Here is a 21,192-nt window from a genome sequence, read left to right as displayed (position 1 = left end):
TCATTACCTCTTTAAGTTAATCGCCTGTGAAAGCATCTCATCTGCGGTAGTGATACCCTTAGATGAAGCCTCATAAGCACGTTGCGCTGTAATCATATTTACAACCTGCTCAACTACGCTCACGTTACTGGTCTCTAAGAACCCCTGGCTAACACGACCGAATCCGTTTTCGCTGAAGATTCCTGTTACCGGTGCGCCGGAAGCTAGGGTCTCTTCATAGAAACTCTGTCCGACGGCGCGTAGCCCTGAATTATTCGCAAATCTCACCGCCGATAGCTGTCCGATCTGAACAGGGTTAGTATTATTGGGTTGCTTTACACTGACGGTACCGTCCTGCCCAAAGGTAATTCCAAGCGAATCAAGTGGAATCGTGAGTCCTGGCGCCACTGGAAATCCATCGGGAGTTACGATCTGCCCGTTCTGATTCAGTTGCAACGCACCGGCACGGCTATAGACGAGCGTTCCATCGGGACGGGTAACCTGGAAAAAGCCATCACCCTCTATTGCGATATCAAGTTGATTACCGGTCGAGGTTAGATCTCCCTGCGTAAAGATCTTCTGAACGGCTGCGGTTTTTACCCCTAATCCGACCTGAATTCCGGAGGGCTTTGTCGTCGTCTGAGAGCTGGGAGAGCCGGGTTCCTGAACATACTGATAGATCAGGTCCTGAAAGTCGGCCCTGCTCTTCTTAAACCCGGTCGTATTTACGTTCGCCAGGTTGTTGGAGATAACGTCGATATTCGTCTCCTGGGCGTTCATGCCTGTGGCAGCGGAATATAGTGCTCTAATCATAGTTTTTCCTCAGTTTCGTTACGATATCCGTTTACCTACCTGATTAATTGAGATCTGATTTAAACTATCAATCGTTTGCGCTGCCTTCGAATATGCATCGAAGGCCCGATTGGTCGTGATCAGATCGATCATCCCCGTAATTGCAGACACATTTGACATCTCGATCGTTTGCGGCTCAACGTACGGCTCAACTTGAACCGGCTGCGCCCCTCCAGCTATGCGAAATCGCGCAGCTGATACAGCTTCCAATCCTGTGGTATCATCGAAGTGCACTACCTGCAGCCGACCAACCGTATTAGCCCCGATCTGAATACCTCCATCCTGCGTAATACGAGCTCCAGGTGCCTGGATTAGGATTGCGCCACCATCCCCCTGTACCTGCAGTCCATCCTGTGTAATCAGCTCGCCGTTCTGCGATATAGCGAAATTACCAGCCCTCGTGTAGAGCGGCCCCTGAGGTGAATTGATAACGAAAAAATCGTTGGCGTTACGGAGTGCAGCATCAAAGGGATTACCTGTATTTCGAATCGGGCCCTGACTAAAATCAATTGCGGTGCCGACATCAGCGACATTCGGTACGCGCGCGTGATCTGCCGCCCCAAATGGATCATTATCAAGCGTGCTCGCCAAGGTTTGATCAAACGATTGTTGTATAGGTACGACGTACTGCCCCTTAAAACCGACCGTATCGATGTTAGCTAGATTGTGGTTCTGTACCTCCAGCTTTCTCATCTGAAGCACCCCCCCTGAGGCGGCAGCGTAGGTTCCGATATCCATCTCTTATGCTCCTAGCGCACGTTTGTTTGACGACGGGTTGTTCCGAGCGCACCGAGCCGCGGATCCCCTGCTATTACCTGACCTGCCTGCAGCTCCTGCGTTGACTCCTCATCACGCTCGATCTCGATCATCTGAGAGAGCATCTTTACCCCATCTAGTGGCAACTTCGTGCGTTGTGCGACCTGCTCGAACTCTGCACCCTGCTTCAACATCTGCTCAGCTAGCGCGTAGATCTGCTGTAGCTCACTACTACTTGGCTGCGCAGCTTTTTGATACGCCTGCGTAGTGTTCCCCGCGGCAGATGGTGGACGCGAGATAATCTTTGGTGCATTGCTATATGAACTATGCTGCACGGCAGCGCTACTCTGTACAGGAGCGCTGCGCCGAGGAGCTTGCTGAGTTGTAGCGGCTGGAGCTTCAGCTGCGCTACGCGTCGTACGTGCTTGCGGTGCACGTGCTTGCGGTGCTGGGGCTTCAGCATCATCGAGCTCTACTGCGTATGCTCTAGCTTTATAACTGTCGCCCCGTTCCTGTTGTGCAGTGTTGCTTTGCGTAGCGTTGCTTTGCGCAGCGTTGCGTTGCGTTGCATTACGTTGCGCAGCACTGGCCGCGACCTCAAGCCTTTTACTGACCTCCTCCCCCTCAATAACTGAGCGAGTAATGCGCCGCTCCGACTCCTCAAGCTCCGTCAGATACTTCTGTATATTGCTCTCACGACGCAGGAGCTGGTCGTTGAGCTGCCGCCCGGAGGCCTCAGCTTCGTCAATCAGGTTTCTAAGGCTCGCCTCAAGCTCTAGGGTTTGCGGCAGGAGCGCCTGTGCCCTGGAGCCCTTCATCCACCTAAGCGCCATAACCAAAATAGCGGTTATAAGTCCAAGATCGACCATCATCTGCCATAAAGAGAGCTGATTTAGCATGCTTCGTTCCCCTTCAAAAAACCAACAACTGTGTCAAAAAGCCATATATGTAGTGTACGCTGCCGTCATCCCATTGACTCACTGCCAACTCACTGCCAACTCACTACGATTCCTTGCTAGAGCTAACCAGTTGAATTAGCATCAGCATGTGGTCGCCCCACTAAACACCGGGGGCTTCTGCCTTAAGCGATCCATAAGCGATGCTTAAGCAATGGCAAGTCTCTTGCCACCCGCGGTGTTCTAACGAGCGAGTTCATTCAAAACGGTACTTTACTATGTATAAAGAGCGTCTATTAACTCCAGGCCCGACGATCATTCCACATAAGGTCCTACAGGCCATGGAGCAGCCGATGTTGCACCATCGTAGTGAGGTCTTTAAGGCAGAGCTCCTAAAGGCCTGTGCGGGGGTGCGGTGGCTGCTCAGCTGGGACAGTGATCCGATCTTCCTGGCCTGCACCGGCACCGGAGCTATGGAGGCGGCCCTACTTAACACCTGCCAGGCTGGTGATACCATCATCACCGTAAACGGAGGTCTATTTGGTGCTCGTTGGGCTAAAATTGCAGAGCGTCTACAACTACAGGTACACGAGATTGAGGTTGCTTGGGGTGCAGCCCTAACGCTTGAACAGGTACATGCTGCGGTATCTGCCAATCCACTCGCTAAAGCGTTCTGTATTCAACACGCCGAAACCTCAACAACGGTGCTCCATCCTGTCGAGAGCTCCATACGCGAGGTTAAGAAACTCGCGCCTAAAATGCTTACCATTGTAGACGGCATCTCATCCTGTGTAACGACACCACCCCCAGGTGACCCCTCGATCCTAGACATCTATATCGCTGGCTCACAGAAGGCGTTGATGCTACCGCCAGGATTATCGGTAATGGCGCTTTCGCCGCATGCCTGGCAGGTTGTTGAGGCTACCCCAAAGCGCACCCTATATTTTGATCTCTCAATAGAGAGAAAGGCGCTGGCCTCTGGTGAAACCGCCTGGACCCCAGCTTCAACCATTATCGTTGGGCTTAACGCTGCAATTGATCTCTTTAAAACTGAGGGGCTTGATCAGATCTATAAGCGCCACGCTCTGCTCTCACGCATGGCGCGGGCTGGCGTGCTGGCACTCGGGTGCGAACTACTCGCGCCAGATGCTCCCTGCCCTAGTGTAACGGGCTTCTTTCCACACCCATCTATAGATGCCGACACGCTCCGTTCATCGGTCAGAAGCGGCTACGGCATTAGACTAGCTGGGGGCCAGGGCAAATTTAAGGGCAAGATCGTGCGCATCGGGCATATGGGCTTCGTTGATCCATTCGATGTAATGGCGTCTATATCTGCGCTCGGTTTAACGATCTCGGCGCTCGGTGTTCCCGTTGATATTGCGCACGCCACTGCCGCATCTCTTGCGGAGTTGCAGTCGTGAGCCAAGAAACTCCCATGCGTGAAAGAGCCCAGCTACTTTTTCGTGATATCCAATCCCATATCTGCTCAAGCCTAGAAGCGCTAGATGGTAAAGCGACCTTTCAGAGCGATGAATGGACTAGAACAGATATTCATGGGGGAGATGGCGGCGGTGGATTAACGCGCATACTGGCAAATGGCGCTGTATTCGAAAAGGCGGGGGTAAGTTTTAGCTCCGTTCAGGGAACTATGCCCGCAAGCTTTGCATCGAAGCTTGGCGCCGGCGAGGTCGAGCTGCCGTTCTTTGCCACCGGAACCTCTCTTGTTATTCATCCGCACTCACCGATGGTGCCAACAACCCACGCAAATTTTCGTTACATCGAGCTAGGAGAGAAAAGCTGGTTCGGTGGTGGCTCGGATCTTACTCCGTACTATCTCTTTGAAGAGGACGCTCGGCACTTTCACCAGGTATTGAAACGTTCCTGCGATAGGCACGATCCTGCACACTACCCCCGCTTTAAAAAATGGTGTGATGAGTACTTCTACTTACCGCATCGCAAGGAAGCACGCGGCATCGGTGGAATCTTTTATGACTACCTCGGTCGAGATAGTGATGACAGAGCAGATCTTGAAAAACTCTTTGCGTTTAGCAAAGAGATCGGCTTTGCATTTACTGAGCAGTACCTGCCGATCGTCCTGCGCCGCAAGGAGCTACAATATTCAGAGCTGCAGAGGCAGTTTCAGTTGCAACGACGGGGACGCTACGTTGAATTTAATCTACTCTATGATCGCGGCACTCATTTCGGCTTGCAAACGGGTGGTAGGACCGAATCGATCCTGATGTCGCTGCCTGCCTTGGTGCGCTGGGACTACTGCCCAATTATTAATGAGGGGAGCCCTGAAGCCACACTCATGGCTGCACTACAGGAACCACGCGAGTGGGTGTAACACCCTACAAATAGGCAGTTACGGTAAAATTCCTATCTTTTTAGCCCTAAAGTATTAACTCCCTTTAAGAATAATCCGTAACACTAGGTAGCAAAGATAGTGAGCTCTCATAAGAGAGATCTCGCTACGACGCTATGTAATTAACTGTGTAATTAACAGTATCAAGGGGATTTGCCATGCAGGAAAACATTAGGAACGGTTCGTGTCCCATAAAGCTTTTCCTGGTAGATGAGCACCTGGTTTTGCGACAGGCGCTATCAAAAGCGTTCAACGCTAATCAAAAGTACGAGGTCATCGGTCATGCTGCCGATAGCGCTGAGCTACTCTCTCAGATTTCAGCCTGCTCCCCTGATGTGATAGTGCTTGATTTCGCCATTCCAAGCTCAAGCTGCCTTGAGACCATGCTATCGCTTAAGAAGCTTGGGTGTCAGGCGCCGGTACTGATCCTCTCTGCAACTGAGAACGGCAATAATATTCGCGCTGCTCTGCAGGCCGGTGCACGCGGGTTTGTACCTAAGCAATCTGGCCTCTCAGAGATGGAGTTCGCTATCGATGCCATAGTTGATGGGGGCACCTATCTGAGCCCCAGCGTGACGGATAAGTTCATGTCGGGCGATGATGAAGCTAATAATGGGCCAGCCTCACTACTGGCGAAGCTCTCGCACCGTGAACGGGAGATTATGGTGCACCTTGCAAATGGCCAGAAAAATAAGGATATCGGGCAGCAGCTCCATATCAGCACCCGTACCGTCGACACCCACCGTTCAAATATCCTTAGGAAACTTGGGATAAAGAGCAACGCAGAGCTTGCAAAGATTGCGATCTCTGCCGGGTTAATCTCGATCTAACGCAGCTTAATAGCGCTATTACGGCAACTCGTTACGCATACTGCTCGGGGGCACAACCTCTAAGAGGGCGCGGTCGATGCAGTCCCAAGCCAAGAGCGCGCACTTTATGCGGGCCGAGTGACGCTTAATGCCCTCAAGTGCGAGCGCATCCCCTAGCACCTCAAGGCAGTCTCCTGAAGCCTCGCTCCGTATCATCCGGCGAAAAAGCCCAGAGAGCCGCTGCGCCTCCTGCTTAGTTTTTCCAAGCATAAGTTCGGACATAATTGAAGCGGCGGCCTGACTAATAGAGCAGCCATGGCCAGTGAACGCGATCTGAGAGATCTTATTGTCCGCAAACTTTACCATCAACGAGATCTGATCTCCGCATAGCGGATTATACAGATCTACCTTACGGTCCGGATGGATCAGCACCCCCTGGTAGCGGGGCGCTTTATAGTGGTCCAGGATAACCTCCTGGTAAACTTCATCAAGCATATTGGGGAGTATACATTGGTTAGGGGTATCCTCGTCAAACTGGTGTGTAACTGGTCACCGTAGTTTAATGTAGCGATTCAAGCTACTTAGATTACGGCGAAGTTTCATAGGTAATTCGATTGGTCGTCCCCTGATCGGGGACGGCAGATTTTGTGACCAGTTAATATTATCACCCCCGATTTGCTCCGCAAATCGACCCCTGAGGGGCAATTGAGTGTCATTACCGTATACGAATATTTCTAGAATATACTGACTAGTTACTTATCTAGTAACTATTACAGCTGCTTATTTGTCCAGGGCCACTCGAGCACTACTGCCGATAACTCTGCGAACACGCCTCAAGCAAAGCTGTCACCCGAAGCAACACCTCCGGATCGCCCCGCATGCTTATCATATCACTAAGAAAGGCCTTTTGCGGGGTCAGCTCACCACTAATTATCGCCTCAAATGCCGCATCTTGTCCCTCAATCCAGCAGCTAGCCGCAACCCCATCGGTTAGGCGCACTGGAGAAACAGCGAATCCACAGCTCCTGCCAGAGGAGATAAAGGCGACCTCAAAGTAGGGTAGTTGCGCTGTTAAGGGCGAGGCCGCTGCTACTGCTAGAAGCTCTAATAGCCAGGGTGTTTGGGTTTGCATCACAGCATGATGCACCGATCTTAAAGAAAAGTCTCTCTACTACGTTTAAGCCTGCGTGCCCATCGAAAGGCTCTCAATTAGTCGCTCAAGATTGTTGGCTTCTGGATAGGTACCGAGCAGCCGTCTGCCAGTATCTTTCGCCTTGCTAGCTATAAGTAGCGCCGAGATCTTATCACCGCTAAGTGCGTAAGCCTTCGCCAACATGTGCATCTCATGCATCCCCTTCCAGCCGGTGGACTGACAGGCACGCGTTGCTATCTGAACCGCATACTCCGGTTCGAAGAAAATACCCGGCTCTGTGTAGGTACGGGCTAGTAATCTTAGGGTGCGTGGGTGCTCCGGAGAAACCGCAAGTGACCTATGAAGATGTTGCCGCGCAAAGGCTATTTTACCATCATCGAGCAAGATCTGCGCAAAGGCCACAACCGCCTCAAAGGGCCCCTTATCTGCCGATGCTAACGCTGCAAGATCCTCACGTGCTAGATCGGAACCGGTCATTAGAAAGTCCAGGCGAAGTCGCGCCACCTCGAGCCTTGGAAAAGCCTCCCGCTCATAATGCAAATCCCTCAATAGTTCGTGCGCCTCTTGAATCAGGTGTGCAGAGCCCCCGCCTTCAACAACGGCGGTGATAAAGATCGTTGCTAACTCCGGATCTACTGAGACCTTCTGTAAGCAGCTACGTATGGTCCATGCGGCCTCAGAGGAGTGTCCAAGCCATAGTTGCAGTCTTGCTAATCTTACGTAGATCTCGCGCTCATCTGGGGCTGCCACAGAGGCCTGTCGCAAAAACTGCTCAGCTTCATCGAATCGTCGCAGTCGAAAAAGGCAATGGGAGAGATCTAGTAGGGCATTAACCCGCGCTGGGCTAGAGGGGTGCGCGCTGAGCCCCTGCTTATAGAGCTCTACTGCCCGGCTAAAGTCACCCGACCGATAAGATGCCGCGGCCTTAATCCAGGCCCTGACAGGCAAGCAGCGCCAATCTACGATCCAGTCTTTATACTGTGTGAGGTTTGCTTTAAGATCCGAGAGGTACTTCATTGTTGTTACTCGCTCCAAAACTAAAGAGCCCAGTACCAGTTAAGGTATTTATGAGTTCTTACCTGGTATATCCTCTAATCTTCATAACTAAGCATACTGCTTCAGGATAATATACATGAGTAATTCCAATATGTTAGCGGATCAGATGCGGGCCTTTCTGGCCCCTGAGAGCGTTCTAGAGGACCAAGCCTCGCTTGAATTCTATGGTCGCGACTGGATTAAGGACTTCAAACCGGCGCCGTGCCTCGTAGTTCTGCCAAATAATAGTGAAGAGGTTCAACAGATAGTAAAGCTCTGTAACCGGGAGAGGGTCTCAATCGTTCCATCAGGGGGACGGACGGGCTTAAGTGGGGGAGCAACGGCCACTAATGGCGAGGTGATCGTATCGCTTGAACGTATGCGCAAGATCATACAGGTTGATTCAGTTGACCGAACGATCATCTGTGAGGCTGGGGTGGTGCTGGAGCGTATTCAAACGCAAGCGACTCAACATGGGCTCTACTTTCCGGTTGATTTCTCAAGCCGCGGGTCAGCTCAGATCGGAGGAGCGCTAGCAACCAACGCCGGCGGTATCCGTGTAATCCGTTACGGCAATATTCGTGACTGGGTGGTCGGGATAAAGGTTATTACCGGTAACGGCGAGCTGCTGGAGATAAACGGCTCACTTTTCAAAAACAATACTGGCTACGATCTGCGCCATCTCTTCGTAGGCTCTGAGGGCACGCTCGGTATTATAACTGAAGTAACGCTGAAACTAACTAGCCCCCCTAACGATATCACCCGTGTTCTGTGCGGACTACGCAGCACAGAGGGCATCCTGCCCCTACTAGCGTACTGTCGTAATAACCTACGAGATCTCTCCGCCTTTGAGTTTATGGAGCGGCGCGCTCTGCAGGAGGTCTTAACACACCGAGGATTACGCGATCCCCTCGCCCATCAGTTCCCCGCATATGTATTGGTCGAGTGCGAGATAAACGATCCCTCAGCTTCAGAGCGCCTTGTAGCGGCATTCGGAGAGGCTTACGAGCACGATCTGATACAGGACGTTGTAGTGAGCGAATCAAGCGCTCAGGCCCAGGAGCTGATGAACCTAAGGGATCTGATTAGCGAGACCCTATCGGACAATTACACCATCCATAAAAACGACATCTCCGTTCCGGTTAGTACGATTCCGGCCTTTCTGCATGAGCTGCATGCAATAATCAATACAGCCTATCCAGCTCTCCGTGTTGTTGTATTCGGCCACGTTGGAGATGGGAATCTGCATATTAACGTGCTCAAGACCGACGCCATCTCAGATCACGATTTCTGGAGCGGTTGCCACGAGGCAGACCATAAGATCTTTAGCTTGGTGCAGCGCTACCGTGGTAGTATCTCGGCAGAGCACGGTGTTGGCCTCCTTAAGAGGGAGTTTCTCCATTATTCACGCACAGAGGCCGAGATCGCTTTAATGCAGGGCATTAAGGGCGTTTTCGATCCTAATGGCGTTATGAATCCAGGTAAGATTTTTTGATGACAAATGTGCGTGCTGGATTCTTACTTGCGATAATACTTCTGTTTCTTGGCTGGCTTCCAAAATTAGAAGCCGATCGAGTGCCTTGGTATCTGGATAACGATTTTGCGCATTACTATTTAACGGCAAAACTGGCCGCAAATGGAATAAATCCGTATAGCGCTAATTTAAAGCCCCTTTACTCCCAAAATGGATTTTTGCCCTCCCGTGAGATCTCCTCTGCCGGGGCTACCCCTACCGTAGCAGTGCTAATGACGCCCCTGACCTTCTTTGATGCAAAAAATGCCTTTGTTATATGGACAATATTTCAGATCTCCGCACTTTGTATCGGCATCCTCCTGCTGCTTAGAGCTCTAGGGATCACTCACTCCTGGATATATTCATTAATACTTTTAGTGTCTGCGATTGCGCCACTTGGAACCTTTGCACACATCAGATACGGACAGACTCAGGCGCTAATATTTCTTTTAACCATGCTAGGTATGCTCTTGTTAAGCAAGAAAGATGGGATGCAATGGAAACTTGGAGCACTTTTGTGGGGCGTCTCTGTATCGTTAAAATTATTTACCGCGCCCTTAGCTTTTGTGGCGTTGCGTTATAGAGGCAAAGGCGGATTGCTCTGGTTTATGCTTGGCTTTGCCTTGTTATGGATCCCTTTTGCATTACTGTGCGGCGTTGAAAGTCTCGTAACCTTTATTACTAAGATATTACCGTATACTCAGGGTCTATCTCTCAGCTTCAACGGCAATATCAGCCTCTCTGCAGCCTTCGTATACACTCAGAGGATCCTGTTCGATCATACTTATGTGCAGGTTATCTTTGTACAGATAATATGCGCGCTACTTCTGTTTCCATTTTTGTGGATTGAGTTCCGAGAACGTAGAGATCTATTTGCTTCAACTATGCTTGTACTTGGGGTCTCGTGCCTACTCTCACCGACCGCCTGGACGCACTATCTGCCCCTACTTACGGGGGGATTTATTTATCTACTCAAAGGTGGATTAACAAGTAGAGATTCATCAAAGGCTCTTTTTGCCCTTCTGTTCCTTTATCTTTGCAGCGGAGGAACCCTTGGATATCTCTCGCATGGAGACATACTGACTCAATTGATCTCGGCGTGGTGGGGGCCGGGATGTATTATTATGTACATGGTTTTGCTATTTATAAGTAGGCGAAGAACAGGGTGGTTTCAGCCTTCAGATATGTAATCCTGTAATATCCTCCCGTACTGAACCTTAGCTGGACACTTAGCTCCTGCAAGATTAAAGAGCTTACGCTCCGAAACCACCACAACGCTTGAGCCCATCTTAAATGTGCCTAATTTGTCGCCGCGCGCCACCGCAATCGGCTGTGCGTGTTCAATGCTAGTTTGCTTCTGCGCTCGCCACGGGTACCTGTTTGTTTCAATTGCCGCGTAGGCCAGCTTTATACGCCCAACGTTAGTAGCGCCGATCATAACTACTGCTATTAATCCAAGATCGCTCTCGATAAATGTTATCACACGCTCATTTGTAACAAAGAGCCCCTCAATAGAATTAAGCGCCCAATCGTTTACCGGCCACAGCTTGCCGGGAATATGTACGGTTCTAACGATCTTTCCATCAACCGGCGAGTGAATGTGGTGGGCGTCCTGCGGGGAGAGATAAAAATTCCAGAGCTGCCCCTCTAAACACTGCGCTGCAAGCCGGTCCTCACCAAGCAGCCTCGATACCTTATAAAGCTTGCCCTTAACCTGGGTCACCTCAGCATTTGGCGAGATATCGCTACAGGAGCGCAACGTACCATCTACCGGACACACCAACCCCTCGCCTATCGGTCGCAACTCCGCCCGCAGATCGCGTGTAAAGAAAGCTCCGATTGAGTTAAAGCTCTCTAATGGTTTAGTTGCTAGCGTTGGATCGATGCAATAAGCCTGTGCAAATAGCGAGATCGAGAAACGTGCTAATGGTCTTGGCAGCGGGAGCCTCGCTAGATGGCCTAGCCCCCAACTAAGATACGATTTTGGAACATAGGTAAGAAATTTCATGCTGGCATCATAGCCTATTCCGTTAAACGGAAGCTACCTTACCCGCACCGGCCGCCTGCAGAGCTTCAATCAGATTATGAACAGCAGCTGAGCCCTGCCGTACCACGCTCTCATAGGTACGGCTTCCGACATGCGGAGTAAGGTGCACGTTGGCAAGTCCGAGCAGCGGATTATCGATTTGTACCGGCTCCGGATCTAATACATCAGCACCATAACCAGCCACCTGACCACTTCTAATAGCATCCGCCATGGCTCTCTGATCAATCAGCGCACCACGACTGACGTTTACCATATACACGCCCCGTCGACACATGGCGAGCCGTCGCCTATTGATAAAGAACTGGTTTTCTCGCGAGAGGCTCATATGAATAGAGAGCAGATCTACGTTAGGGAATAGGTCCTCATCGTGTGGAGCGCGTGATATCGTAGGGGGATACTCTGCAAAGAGCGAGTCGCTGAAAACCTTTGTCAGGTGCTCTAGATAAGCAGTGTGTTGCGACGACCACGAGGTGTTAAAAACCTTAACGTTCATTCCAAACGCCATGGCTCGTTTTGCCACCTCTTTTCCTACACGACCGAAGCCCAGAATGCCCAATGTTTTCCCAGCAAGCTCGCGACCGGTCTGACGACGCCACTCGCCCTTGTGCACCAGTGCGTTGTGCTCAGGGATGCAACGGGTCAGGCTAAGCAGGAGTCCAAACGTAAGTTCTGTGACGGTGGTGTGATTTACCCCCGGGGTATTTGTAACCTTTATTCCAAGTCGCTCGGCCTCGACCAGGTCGATCTTATCAAGCCCAACACCGTACTTACTAATTACCTTAATCTTTGGGCTTGCCGCTTGAAGCACCTTGGCGTTGAAGTCGTCCTCTCCGCATATAAAGGCATCGAAGCGGGTACCATCCCCTATATAAGAGAGGAGCTGCTCCTCGTTTAGCGGCCCTCGCGCCTTAACAACATCGAACCCCGTATCGAGCAGCTTCTTAACGTGCGCTCCAGGCGTATCGATAAAACTGGATGTTGAAACAAGTACTGAATATGTCATTGCTCCTTACCCTATAGAATATAAGCCGTACTTATAGTCAGACTGAACCCGCTCTCAGGACGCTAGCAGAGGGGCAATCTACGATCAAGCTATACAGTCATGCACCAAGCGGCTCTCAAGGGCCTCAAAAACTTCCTCTTCTGAGCCAAAGTCCTTAGTTCCAACCTCAAAGGTCATAGAAAACCTAAGAAAAGGCCCAGCCTCCTCCCACGGTACGGTTATTAGCCCGTAGCGACTGATAAGCAGGTCCGCCAGCTTTTGAGCGCTTCCGCACGGCGTGCCCCTAAAGCTCTCCGGCGCTCGAACGTATAGATAAAAGGTGCTCGGTGAGACCGTAGCCTCAATCCCGGCCCTATTTAGAATCTCGGTAACACGTGTTAGGCGCCTTAGGTACCTCTCACGATTAGAGGCGAGAAAGCCCTGGCAGTTGTCGAGCGCATGAATACCGGCCCTCTGTATCGCAATAAACTGCCCATTATCTGTGTTGTCCTTGACCAAGGAGAAGGCCTTTACCAGGGGGGCGCTACCAACGACGAACCCGAGGCGATAGCCCTGCATATTGTAGCTCTTTGAGAGCGAGTACATCTCTAACGTAACCTCCTTGCCCCCCTCGATATGGAGCGGCGATACGAACTCTGCGTTAAAAACATAGTCGGCGTAGGCCGCATCCTGAACGATCAGAAATGAGTATTCGTGCGCTAGATTAACTACCCGCTTGAAAAACTCCTTGGTCGCCACAGCGCCGGTCGGATTGTTTGGATAGTTGAGCAACACTAGCTTTGGGCGCTCCCGTTTAATGGTCTCTTCAAACTGTTTAAGCTCCGGCAAGAAGTTGTTCCTAGCCTCTAATGGTACGGGGAGTAGCCTAGCGCCCAACCACTCACTCACCTTCGGTAACACCGGATACCCAGGCACGGTTGTAATAACGGCATCCCCTGGATTTATAAACGCAAGTGGAATCTGTGCAAGCGCAGTTTTCGTGCCGACGCAGTGCATCACCTCACTCTTAGGATCAACGGAGATTTGGAATTCACGTTGCAGATAGCGCGCGGCGGCCTCGGCAAACTCTAGTATTCCGTTACATGGATAGATGCGATTACCTTTAACCTGTGCGGCTGTAAATAACTGCTCGATTATCGATTGAGTCGGCAGCTCCTCGGGCTCCCCAACACCCATGTCGATAACCTTAGTGTCTGGATTCCTCGCCATGAACTCGAGCTTGGCGTTGTTGATCAGGGTAAACTTAAATGTTTGCTGCACCTGGCCGAACTGTGCTCCACCTATTCGTTCAGCAAATAACTTCTGTACATCCATTTTAAAAATCACCTCTTAAGTTGGCGGCCATCCATAACTGCTTTACGTGGGCACACTCTAGCAGTATCCTAGGCTTGGCTACCAGTTTGCGGCCATTTACATTACTGGGGTGAATAGTTAATTATATATAACTATATAGAGGAGTTAGACAAAACATGCGGGGCCACGCTGTTTTTTCACCATAACAAGGTTGCTCTCCACTATACGGTCACTTGATAGAGGTTTGCTCATGTTTCCTCCCCGCTGTGTTACGAGACACGCTAAGATATCAATTACTGCGATAGCGCTCTATGCTCTTATAATTTTAGCTCCCCTGCCGGTCGCTATTGGCCAGGACCCCAGCACCCCTGCAACCCCCTCTATCCCACGCAGAAATCCATCCGCACATACTCAACAGGGCCCCGATATGAGCGCAACGCTTGGCGTGCTAGAACTCAAGATTCAGATGGCGGAGGGCAGTTTAAAACTCAATCCATCGGAACGGAACCTTACCTCCCTGATATCTTCGCTTGAGGAGTCTCTGAATACCTCCTGTCTTAAGAGTTTGCCCGTTACATTAAAGTATGAGGGCCCTCCTACCAACCCCAATTGCATCGCTCGTATGGAGAGGTTACTTGAAATTAATCCCGATAACCCAGCAGCCATCTGCCTTCGGGATGGCATTGCAGCTCCAACCTGTCTCGCAGCTTACAGGGATCAGAAGCTGGTAGAATTTTACGATAGCAGCTCCCTACTTGAAGATCTGCCAGACCCTTCACTCAAGGTCGGACTATCTGCGGTTGAGACGCAGCGCCTCACGGTACTGAGTGAGATGTTGGAGAATATCAATAGACAGTTTCAAAACGCGGAGAGTAGTGAAGATAAAAATAAAAGCATGGATGATGCCGTGGGTGTCTACGATCAACTCCTATCTCTCTCTTGTCGGATCGTAGCTCTCAGATTACGCCCACTTACTGAAAATGATACGGCTATCTACGAGCCATCCCGTATAGTTGAAGCTAGGAAACAACTGCTTCAGATCCCTAAAAACATGCGCGGCGATTATCAAACACAGATGCTACGTAAAGTAGAGGAGGAGCTCTCTCTCTACACAGGAAACGCTAAGGGTAAGCAGGAGCTGCTTGATTTAATGGCTGTAATTAATCAACCTGATAACTCCAAACCACTTACAGCTATACGCCTTGAGCGCTCGCGCATTGTCCTATCGAGCTGCTACAGATTTATCGAACAGGCTACTAAGTTCATACCGCTCTTTCCAGCGCCTAAGTGCCACGCTGAGGGGTGGTACTCTCCTCAATGCATCAATGCGCTGAAGCAGTGGAGGAACGCCAAGAGACAGCGGCTTGAGAGTGAGCGCCCTGCCAAGGCACCAGTAAAGGGGATTATCTCTAAGTTCTAACTCCTATTGGAGGAGGCCTGAGTCCTGGGAGAGCCCGTATACAACTGGCCATGAAAAAGATAGCAATACATCAACAACTTTTCATTGCTCGCTCCGAACATACAGCTCCTACGTCAATACTATCGGGGCAGCCATGGGACAAAAAAACCGCAATCACTACTCGGGCTTTACTCTAATTGAGTTACTTGTGGTGATGAGTATAGTTAGCGCCCTTGTTGCGGTAGCGCTGCCGCGCTATGCCGCCTATCGAGCAAGCGCCTTTGATGCCCGCGCAGAGATCGATCTGCGCTCCGTTGCCATGGCAGAAGAGGCGTATTTTCTTCAGCAGGAAAAATACCTCAGCTGCTCTGGAATGACCTGCGTACAACTTCCAGGTATCCAGCGTCTTTCGACAGGAGTTGAGCTTGCTATCGTGGCTTCAGCCAACGATTTTAAGGGTAGCGCAAGCCACCCGCGCGGATCTGGCAGAGTCTTTGCCTGGGATTCTAGTGCTGGGGGTCTGGTTGAGTAGTAATCTATACAGACTGAGTAAAGGTGCGCTTAAAGGCCTGCTCCATGGTAAAGGCCGGAGTAAAGCCGAGATCTATCCGCGCCCGTTCAATTGAAAAATAGTGATTCGTCGACATCTCAGATACTAAGAAGCGCGTCAGGAGCGGTTTGGTCTCTATACCTAACAATCCCAAGGCGCCCGCATAGCCCTCCATCAGATAGGCCAAAACCGTAGCAGCCCTCTTTGAGAGCGACTTTAGAACTGGGGCAAGTCCATGCGCCTTAAGGATCTGATCAATCCAGCTCCATAGCTTAGTTGGCTCGCCCTGACTAATAAAGTAGGCCTTTCCACCAGCCAGATCTGGTTTTGTCTCAAGGGTTCGCATAGCGCACAGGTGCGCCGTTACACAGTCATCTATAAAGGTAAGGTCAACCAGGTTGCTTCCATCTCCGATCCGAGTAAGTCGGCCGAGCTTGGCGCGCTCTAGGATGGTTGGAATAAGATTAGTGTCGTTCGGTCCCCAGATTAGGTGCGGACGAAGTGCAACGGTGCGTAATCCATTCTTACAATCCGATGCCAGAACCTCCTGCTCCGCCTGTGCCTTAGTTTGTGGATAGAACGCTGGAAAGTGCTTAGGATAGGGATAGCTCTCATCAACTCCGTTAAGTTGCGCGCCGTCATGAATAACGCTTGGAGAGCTGGTAAAAACCAGACTAGTCACGCTAGCTCTACGGCAAGCCTCTATAACGTTCCTTGTTCCGATCACGTTTGTCTTAAAGAATCCCTCATAGCTGCCCCACATATCTACCTTGGCCGCTGTATGAAAAACTCCATCAACGCCGGTAAATAGCTCGCACCATGTCGAGGGATCTGAGCTGATATCGATCTGCGCTGATGTTATTCCTAACTCCTGCAGTTCAGGATAGCTAGCTCGTGAGATACTAAGGACCTGATGACCGGCGGCCCGCAAAGCCTTCGCGAGCGCCTTTCCTACGAAGCCTCCCCCACCTGTTACGATGTAGCGACGTGTCATAAGGAGCCTATGCCGCCCTCTGAGTAGAGAGCATCTTATCTGCCCAATCACTCAACTGATCGCGAAAGATCTTAGCGTTATGCCGTGCATCAACAGGAAATGAACGATTGAAAAAGAAGCGCCGAATACCGCTGGTAAGCTCATTCTGCTGTGCAAGTTCATTAAGCTCAGATATAAACGCCTGCTGCTGTTCAGTGCTCTCTGGCCAATATTGTGGAAAGGGCTCAATAACGATAGCTGGCTCCTGTCCGCCGCGCAGCCCTACCAAGGCCGAGCGGCGCACCTTAGGAAGGGTGTTAAAGATCTCCTCTAACGGCACGCTGTGAAAGGCCCTGCCTTCAACGTAGACCGAATGACCCTTACGCCCGCAGTAATATAGATAGCCACCCTCATCTATGTATCCTAAATCACCCAAGCGGTGCCAGAAGCTAGCTCCATCGATAATCTTTCCTATCTTATTTGCATCGGGCCTATGAAGATATTCGGGACTGACCGTAGGTCCACGTACTATTACCTCTCCGATCTCTTTAATGGCTAGCGGCTCGCACTCAGCCATCGTTCTCAGGATCTCATTACTGCTCCTGATAATCTTTATCTCCTGCCCCGGCACCCCCCTTCCCACCGGAGTGCCCTGCTCGCCAGATAAGGCGCGTTGCCATAAGCAGCTCTGTAATTCCGTTCCTGTCACGTAGGTAACTGGAAGAGCTTCGGTCGCGCCGTACGGAGTTGCGATCTCTCCGTTTGGAATTATGCCCTTTACAAGCTTGATAGTAGCAACAGGCACCGCTGCACCCGCCATAAATATGCGCTTAATAGTAGGCAGCGTTGCGCCGGTTCTGAGGGTGTACTCAGCTATCTTATGCCAGAGGGTCGGAGAACCGAAGGATGACTCTATCGCAAGGTCACCTACGAGCTTTACAACCTGCGCGGCATCGAGCGCCAGCGGCTTACCAACAGGCATCGAAGGAAATACGCTAGTGATTCCAAGTGCTACGTTATAGAGAGAAAATATCGGCAGTAATGTTAAATCGCGTGTGCCAGGAACCTGCCCTAATACATCTCGTATAACTCTAATCTGCTCGGCCATCATGGCGTTGGTAATAATAACCCCCTTGGGAGTTCCGGTTGCCCCAGATGTAAAGGCTATCAGCGCCGCATCCTGTGCCATTAACGAGCCATCATTTCTTAACACCGGCAGAGCTATCGGCGCGATCGGCGCATTGGCAAAGCGCTTAAAAAATCCGAGCGAATAGCCGCGCGAGAATGCCCACTCCGATGCAGTCACATGAAACTTTATGCGGTGAAACAATGAGCGCTTTAGGAACCTGAGCAGGTGCGCACGTGGTGAGCCTATAAATGCGGCTGGGTCAGCATCCTGAATACACTTTGCAAGTCGATCTAGCCCGATACCGGGATCAACGAAGACCGGCGTACCCCCCCTACCCGCTACAGCGAGACTTAACGCGAGAAAATCCGCGCCTGGCGATACAAGCATCAGAACACGATCGCCCGGTGCCAGTCCTAGCTCTGCGAACCCGCGCTGATATTGGTTAATTAGCTTTGCAAGCTCCCCGTACGTTGTATGTGAATAGTGCAGCGCGCTACCGTTTATCGGATCGCGCACCCATCGGGGCGTAATAACAGCCGAGGTTGTGGGCGATCCATCAGCGATGCGCATGACCTGATCATATAAGACGTGAATGTGCCCATCTTCTCGGCCAAGCACCTGACTAGCACTGGCCGGTGCTGAATTAATAGCCCCAAGAGGTCGAGTAAAGAACTCACGAATCGCCGGTATCGCAATCTGTGGAGCGTCATCAAGCACGAGATGTGACGCATCTGGAATTTCAAGGATCTCAGCCTTTGGAAAATGGGCCGCTACCTTGCTAAGCATCTCACGATGAAAACAGGGATCCCTTAGTCCCCATATAATCTTAACCGGCTTTTGTGCAATTTTAGGCAATCCGGTCGCAATCTCAAGCATCTGCGTATAGGTCGGATGATCGGAATCAAATGGAATGTCCGCCACAAAATCCCAGATCGCATCGCGTCGCTGCCGGGTCATATAGGGCATCCTGTATCCCGCCACAACATCAGGGGTCAGCTTTTTATGTGCGCCCATGGTGGTTGTGAGTCGAACAAAGGTTGCCGTATGCCTGGTCAGAATCTTTCCGATAACTGGGGTCGCCGCTAATTTAATAATAGGGGGAAGGCTCTCCGTCTCTGTTAGGGTCGTATTGAGATAGATAATCCGATCAACACATTCGAGCTTACGCAGTAGGAATCCGGTACCGAGCGGACCACCCCAATCGTGCATAACGATAGAGAACTTATTGAGCCCCAGAGCATCAGCGAACTCCTCAAGCTGATTGATGCGATCGATGGCGCGAAACCTGGTGCCGGGAGTTCGATCTGAGAGGCCACACCCAAGAAAATCTGGCGCTATAAGACGAAAGCTATCCTTTAATTCCCGGATAACGTTACGATAAAAAAATGACCAGGTCGGATTCCCGTGCAATAAAAGGATAACCGGCCCACTCCCCTCATCGAAGTAGTGCATCTTGTGTCCAGCAACGGACACAAAGCGGGATTGAAATGGAAGTATCGGATCAGACACCGCGCACCCCTATGACTTTACCACTCAATTCCAAGGAAGAGTGAGTTAAGGCCGGAACCAAATCCGGTCAACATTATCTTCTCGCCCTTCTTGATCCCCTTCTTTTCAACTCCAACTGCTAACGCGGTTGGTAGCGCCGCCGATACCAGGTTCCCGCGGGTCTGATAGATCGTAAAATCCTTAGCATAGTCGAGACCCATTGTGTTGTAGAACCCCTCATTAACCTGTCTCCCAACCTGGTGGCAGAATACATGGTCAATATCATCCTTGCTCCAACCGATCGCCTCTGAAGCGTCCCCCCAGGTGCGAGCGCCGAGCAGAGCCGCTGCCGCAATTAACTTGGAGGACTCCGTTTCCATAACCGGACCAAGGGGTGGGCTATCAACAAGGTGGTAGTCAACATTACCGACACAGAGATCGCAGTGCTGCGTCGCGGAGCGCGTTGCTCCACCTAGCACCCGATGCTTGGTCTTTGACAAACTCTCGTGACATAGGACATAGGCCACAGCACCGGAGCCGATCGTAAAGGTCGGAAGCAGGCGCAAAAGTTTATCACGGGAGAGATCCCTGCCATCAATAATACTTGTAAAGGTGTTGTCGATCATACAGCGGGTATGCTCGGCAGAGACAACAACCCCCGCCTTGACCATACCGGACTCTATGAGATTTGAAAGAAATAGGATCCCGTCCATAAAACCAAGGCAGGCATTGCTAACATCGAGCGCAATAGCATCCTCAGGTAGCTCAAGGTTTCTGTGAATCAAACACCCCGTTGCTGGCTCAAAATAGTCCCGCGTTACTGAGCAACTAAGCACCGCCCTGATATCGCTTGGCGCAATACCGGATCGTTCAATCGCCTCACGCGCAACGGTCGTCCCAAGCAGACTTGGCCGTTCAGAGATATCCCATAGATTACGAGAGCCGATCCCGGTCAGGCGCTCTAGGGTCCCCATTGGGATTCCAAGCTTCTGATAGACATCAAGAAGACGATCCTCAATCTCTGCTGAGGTCAGGGTCTGCGGTGGAATTGTGATTGCGTAGGACTCTAAGCAGACGTTCTTATATCGAAATGCGACCATAGCTCTTTTCCAATCGCCTTAATTCTGGCCCTGTAGGGAGTGTGTGATTAGCTGCGGCTACGCAACCATCTAAGTTCAAGATGATCAGATACCATATCGCGCGGATCTGTACAAATGCTCGCTAGATACTTTGTTTGTACGTATCAACCCACAACAAACTAGGTAAGTTGCTGTAAGTTATGCACTATGTTTGGCAGCTAAAAACCGCCTGGGTTAATCCAGCAGCCTCTGAATTGCGTGAGTTCCGAGTCGCGCAGCATGTGCCTCCTTGGCCCGTATACGGTCCCGCACGATCTGCTCGTGCAGCTCCTCTGCCAGTTTAACAGCCGCATCGACCTCCTGAACTGAGAGCGCAGATGCTCCTATATTTGAAGAGTGCACATCTCCAGCGCCTTCCCAGATGCGAGTCATTGTGTCGGATGATTCATTAGTATTAATCACAGCCGCCTCCAGACCTGAAAGTACTAGCGACTGCTGAATCAGGTCGAGATGCGACTCTAACTGTGTTGGAATCTCGCGAAATATACCGACCCTACTATCGGTCCAGGATATTCGGGGAGCAGCGGCTATCTCTGCACCTGCGCTTATCCGTCCAGCGATAAGTCGCCTGTATGCAGACCTTTTAGGTCCTTTTTGTGAAGAATTAAAGGAGAATTCCCTCATGGTTTAAACCTCATTATTGAGTCCGGCCACTGCTGTATTGGCCCCTAAATAGTTTAGACAGCTTAATTCATCCATCCCACTAGTAAGAGTATCGGTGCTTCAAATGAGCGCTGAACGCTTGAGCGCTAAATCATTCACATAAAATTACGGCTGCTCGATTCAAGCTACTAAAAGCTCTTAAGTGCTCGC

20 protein-coding genes are annotated in these 21,192 nt (G+C 50.9%); 7 read left to right on the top strand and 13 right to left on the bottom strand.

The genetic code is table 11. The annotated features are described in order from the left end of the window. Positions 1-3: 3 nt before the first annotated feature. The 3 genes from flgG to NTV65_05115 are packed head-to-tail and all read right to left on the bottom strand — an operon-like array spanning position 4 to position 2,486. A complete protein-coding gene (flgG, locus tag NTV65_05125; GenBank protein MCX6114585.1) occupies positions 4-792 on the bottom strand; it encodes a flagellar basal-body rod protein FlgG in 789 nt (262 codons plus the stop codon). Positions 793-810: 18 nt separating this feature from the next. Further along, positions 811-1,569 (bottom strand): flagellar hook-basal body protein, encoded by a 759-nt coding sequence (locus tag NTV65_05120; GenBank protein ID MCX6114584.1) that lies wholly within the window; start codon positions 1,567-1,569, stop codon positions 811-813. An 11-nt stretch (positions 1,570-1,580) separates the two neighbouring features. Then, positions 1,581-2,486 carry a hypothetical protein gene (locus NTV65_05115; GenBank protein MCX6114583.1) on the bottom strand — a complete coding sequence of 302 codons (906 nt, stop codon included), beginning with the start codon at positions 2,484-2,486 and terminating at the stop codon, positions 1,581-1,583. Positions 2,487-2,761: 275 nt separating this feature from the next. On the opposite strand from NTV65_05115, the gene NTV65_05110 reads away from it, so the two are divergent. The 3 genes from NTV65_05110 to NTV65_05100 all read left to right on the top strand — a co-directional run bounded on the left by NTV65_05110 (position 2,762) and on the right by NTV65_05100 (position 5,678). Next, a complete protein-coding gene (locus NTV65_05110) occupies positions 2,762-3,904 on the top strand; it encodes an alanine--glyoxylate aminotransferase family protein (protein ID MCX6114582.1) in 1,143 nt (380 codons plus the stop codon). A 14-nt stretch (positions 3,905-3,918) separates the two neighbouring features. Then, a complete protein-coding gene (gene hemF, locus NTV65_05105) occupies positions 3,919-4,830 on the top strand; it encodes an oxygen-dependent coproporphyrinogen oxidase (protein MCX6114581.1) in 912 nt (303 codons plus the stop codon). Between the two features lie 176 nt (positions 4,831-5,006). Further along, the gene (locus NTV65_05100; GenBank protein ID MCX6114580.1) at positions 5,007-5,678 is read left to right on the top strand and encodes a response regulator transcription factor; all 672 of its coding nucleotides are present in this window, start codon (positions 5,007-5,009) and stop codon (positions 5,676-5,678) included. Between the two features lie 18 nt (positions 5,679-5,696). Here the strand turns inward: NTV65_05100 and NTV65_05095 are convergent, their stop codons facing one another. The 3 genes from NTV65_05095 to NTV65_05085 all read right to left on the bottom strand — a co-directional run bounded on the left by NTV65_05095 (position 5,697) and on the right by NTV65_05085 (position 7,827). Continuing rightward, on the bottom strand, positions 5,697-6,152 hold the full coding sequence (locus NTV65_05095; GenBank protein MCX6114579.1) for an SUF system NifU family Fe-S cluster assembly protein: 456 nt from the start codon (positions 6,150-6,152) through the stop codon (positions 5,697-5,699). A 310-nt stretch (positions 6,153-6,462) separates the two neighbouring features. After that, positions 6,463-6,789, bottom strand: a complete 327-nt coding sequence (locus NTV65_05090) for an SCP2 sterol-binding domain-containing protein (GenBank protein ID MCX6114578.1) — start codon at positions 6,787-6,789, stop codon at positions 6,463-6,465. Positions 6,790-6,834: 45 nt separating this feature from the next. Further along, the gene (locus tag NTV65_05085; protein ID MCX6114577.1) at positions 6,835-7,827 is read right to left on the bottom strand and encodes a tetratricopeptide repeat protein; all 993 of its coding nucleotides are present in this window, start codon (positions 7,825-7,827) and stop codon (positions 6,835-6,837) included. 115 nt (positions 7,828-7,942) lie between these two features. Between NTV65_05085 and NTV65_05080 the strand changes: the two genes are divergently transcribed. After that, positions 7,943-9,340, top strand: a complete 1,398-nt coding sequence (locus NTV65_05080) for an FAD-binding oxidoreductase (protein MCX6114576.1) — start codon at positions 7,943-7,945, stop codon at positions 9,338-9,340. Next, on the top strand, positions 9,340-10,548 hold the full coding sequence (locus NTV65_05075; protein MCX6114575.1) for a glycosyltransferase family 87 protein: 1,209 nt from the start codon (positions 9,340-9,342) through the stop codon (positions 10,546-10,548). Before NTV65_05080 ends, NTV65_05075 begins: the two co-directional genes overlap by 1 nt. Here NTV65_05075 and asd read toward each other — a convergent pair. The 3 genes from asd to NTV65_05060 form a co-directional block, all read right to left on the bottom strand. Continuing rightward, on the bottom strand, positions 10,530-11,366 hold the full coding sequence (asd, locus tag NTV65_05070; GenBank protein MCX6114574.1) for an archaetidylserine decarboxylase: 837 nt from the start codon (positions 11,364-11,366) through the stop codon (positions 10,530-10,532). The genes NTV65_05075 and asd overlap by 19 nt on opposite strands. A 22-nt stretch (positions 11,367-11,388) precedes the next feature. Continuing rightward, the gene (locus tag NTV65_05065; protein MCX6114573.1) at positions 11,389-12,408 is read right to left on the bottom strand and encodes a phosphoglycerate dehydrogenase; all 1,020 of its coding nucleotides are present in this window, start codon (positions 12,406-12,408) and stop codon (positions 11,389-11,391) included. 84 nt (positions 12,409-12,492) lie between these two features. Further along, positions 12,493-13,722 carry an aminotransferase class I/II-fold pyridoxal phosphate-dependent enzyme gene (locus tag NTV65_05060; GenBank protein MCX6114572.1) on the bottom strand — a complete coding sequence of 410 codons (1,230 nt, stop codon included), beginning with the start codon at positions 13,720-13,722 and terminating at the stop codon, positions 12,493-12,495. A gap of 229 nt (positions 13,723-13,951) precedes the next feature. On the opposite strand from NTV65_05060, the gene NTV65_05055 reads away from it, so the two are divergent. Together NTV65_05055 and NTV65_05050 are read left to right on the top strand one after the other, a co-directional pair. Continuing rightward, positions 13,952-15,121, top strand: a complete 1,170-nt coding sequence (locus tag NTV65_05055; protein MCX6114571.1) for a hypothetical protein — start codon at positions 13,952-13,954, stop codon at positions 15,119-15,121. 133 nt (positions 15,122-15,254) lie between these two features. Then, positions 15,255-15,632, top strand: a complete 378-nt coding sequence (locus NTV65_05050; GenBank protein MCX6114570.1) for a type II secretion system protein — start codon at positions 15,255-15,257, stop codon at positions 15,630-15,632. Between the two features lie 4 nt (positions 15,633-15,636). Here the strand turns inward: NTV65_05050 and NTV65_05045 are convergent, their stop codons facing one another. The 4 genes from NTV65_05045 to NTV65_05030 all read right to left on the bottom strand — a co-directional run bounded on the left by NTV65_05045 (position 15,637) and on the right by NTV65_05030 (position 21,003). Beyond that, positions 15,637-16,644, bottom strand: a complete 1,008-nt coding sequence (locus NTV65_05045; protein MCX6114569.1) for an NAD-dependent epimerase/dehydratase family protein — start codon at positions 16,642-16,644, stop codon at positions 15,637-15,639. A gap of 7 nt (positions 16,645-16,651) precedes the next feature. Continuing rightward, positions 16,652-19,261 (bottom strand): fatty acid CoA ligase family protein, encoded by a 2,610-nt coding sequence (locus NTV65_05040; protein ID MCX6114568.1) that lies wholly within the window; start codon positions 19,259-19,261, stop codon positions 16,652-16,654. 17 nt (positions 19,262-19,278) lie between these two features. Next, positions 19,279-20,340: a 3-oxoacyl-ACP synthase III gene (locus NTV65_05035; protein ID MCX6114567.1), complete on the bottom strand. Its 1,062-nt coding sequence runs from the start codon at positions 20,338-20,340 to the stop codon at positions 19,279-19,281. Positions 20,341-20,553: 213 nt separating this feature from the next. After that, entirely contained in the window at positions 20,554-21,003 is a 450-nt protein-coding gene (locus tag NTV65_05030; protein ID MCX6114566.1) for a hypothetical protein, read from the bottom strand. Between the last annotated feature and the right edge of the window lie 189 nt (positions 21,004-21,192).

Source organism: Pseudomonadota bacterium (assembly GCA_026390555.1).
Taxonomy (GTDB): Bacteria; Bdellovibrionota_C; UBA2361; order UBA2361; family OMII01; genus OMII01.
This window is presented reverse-complemented; position numbering and strand designations above follow the sequence as displayed.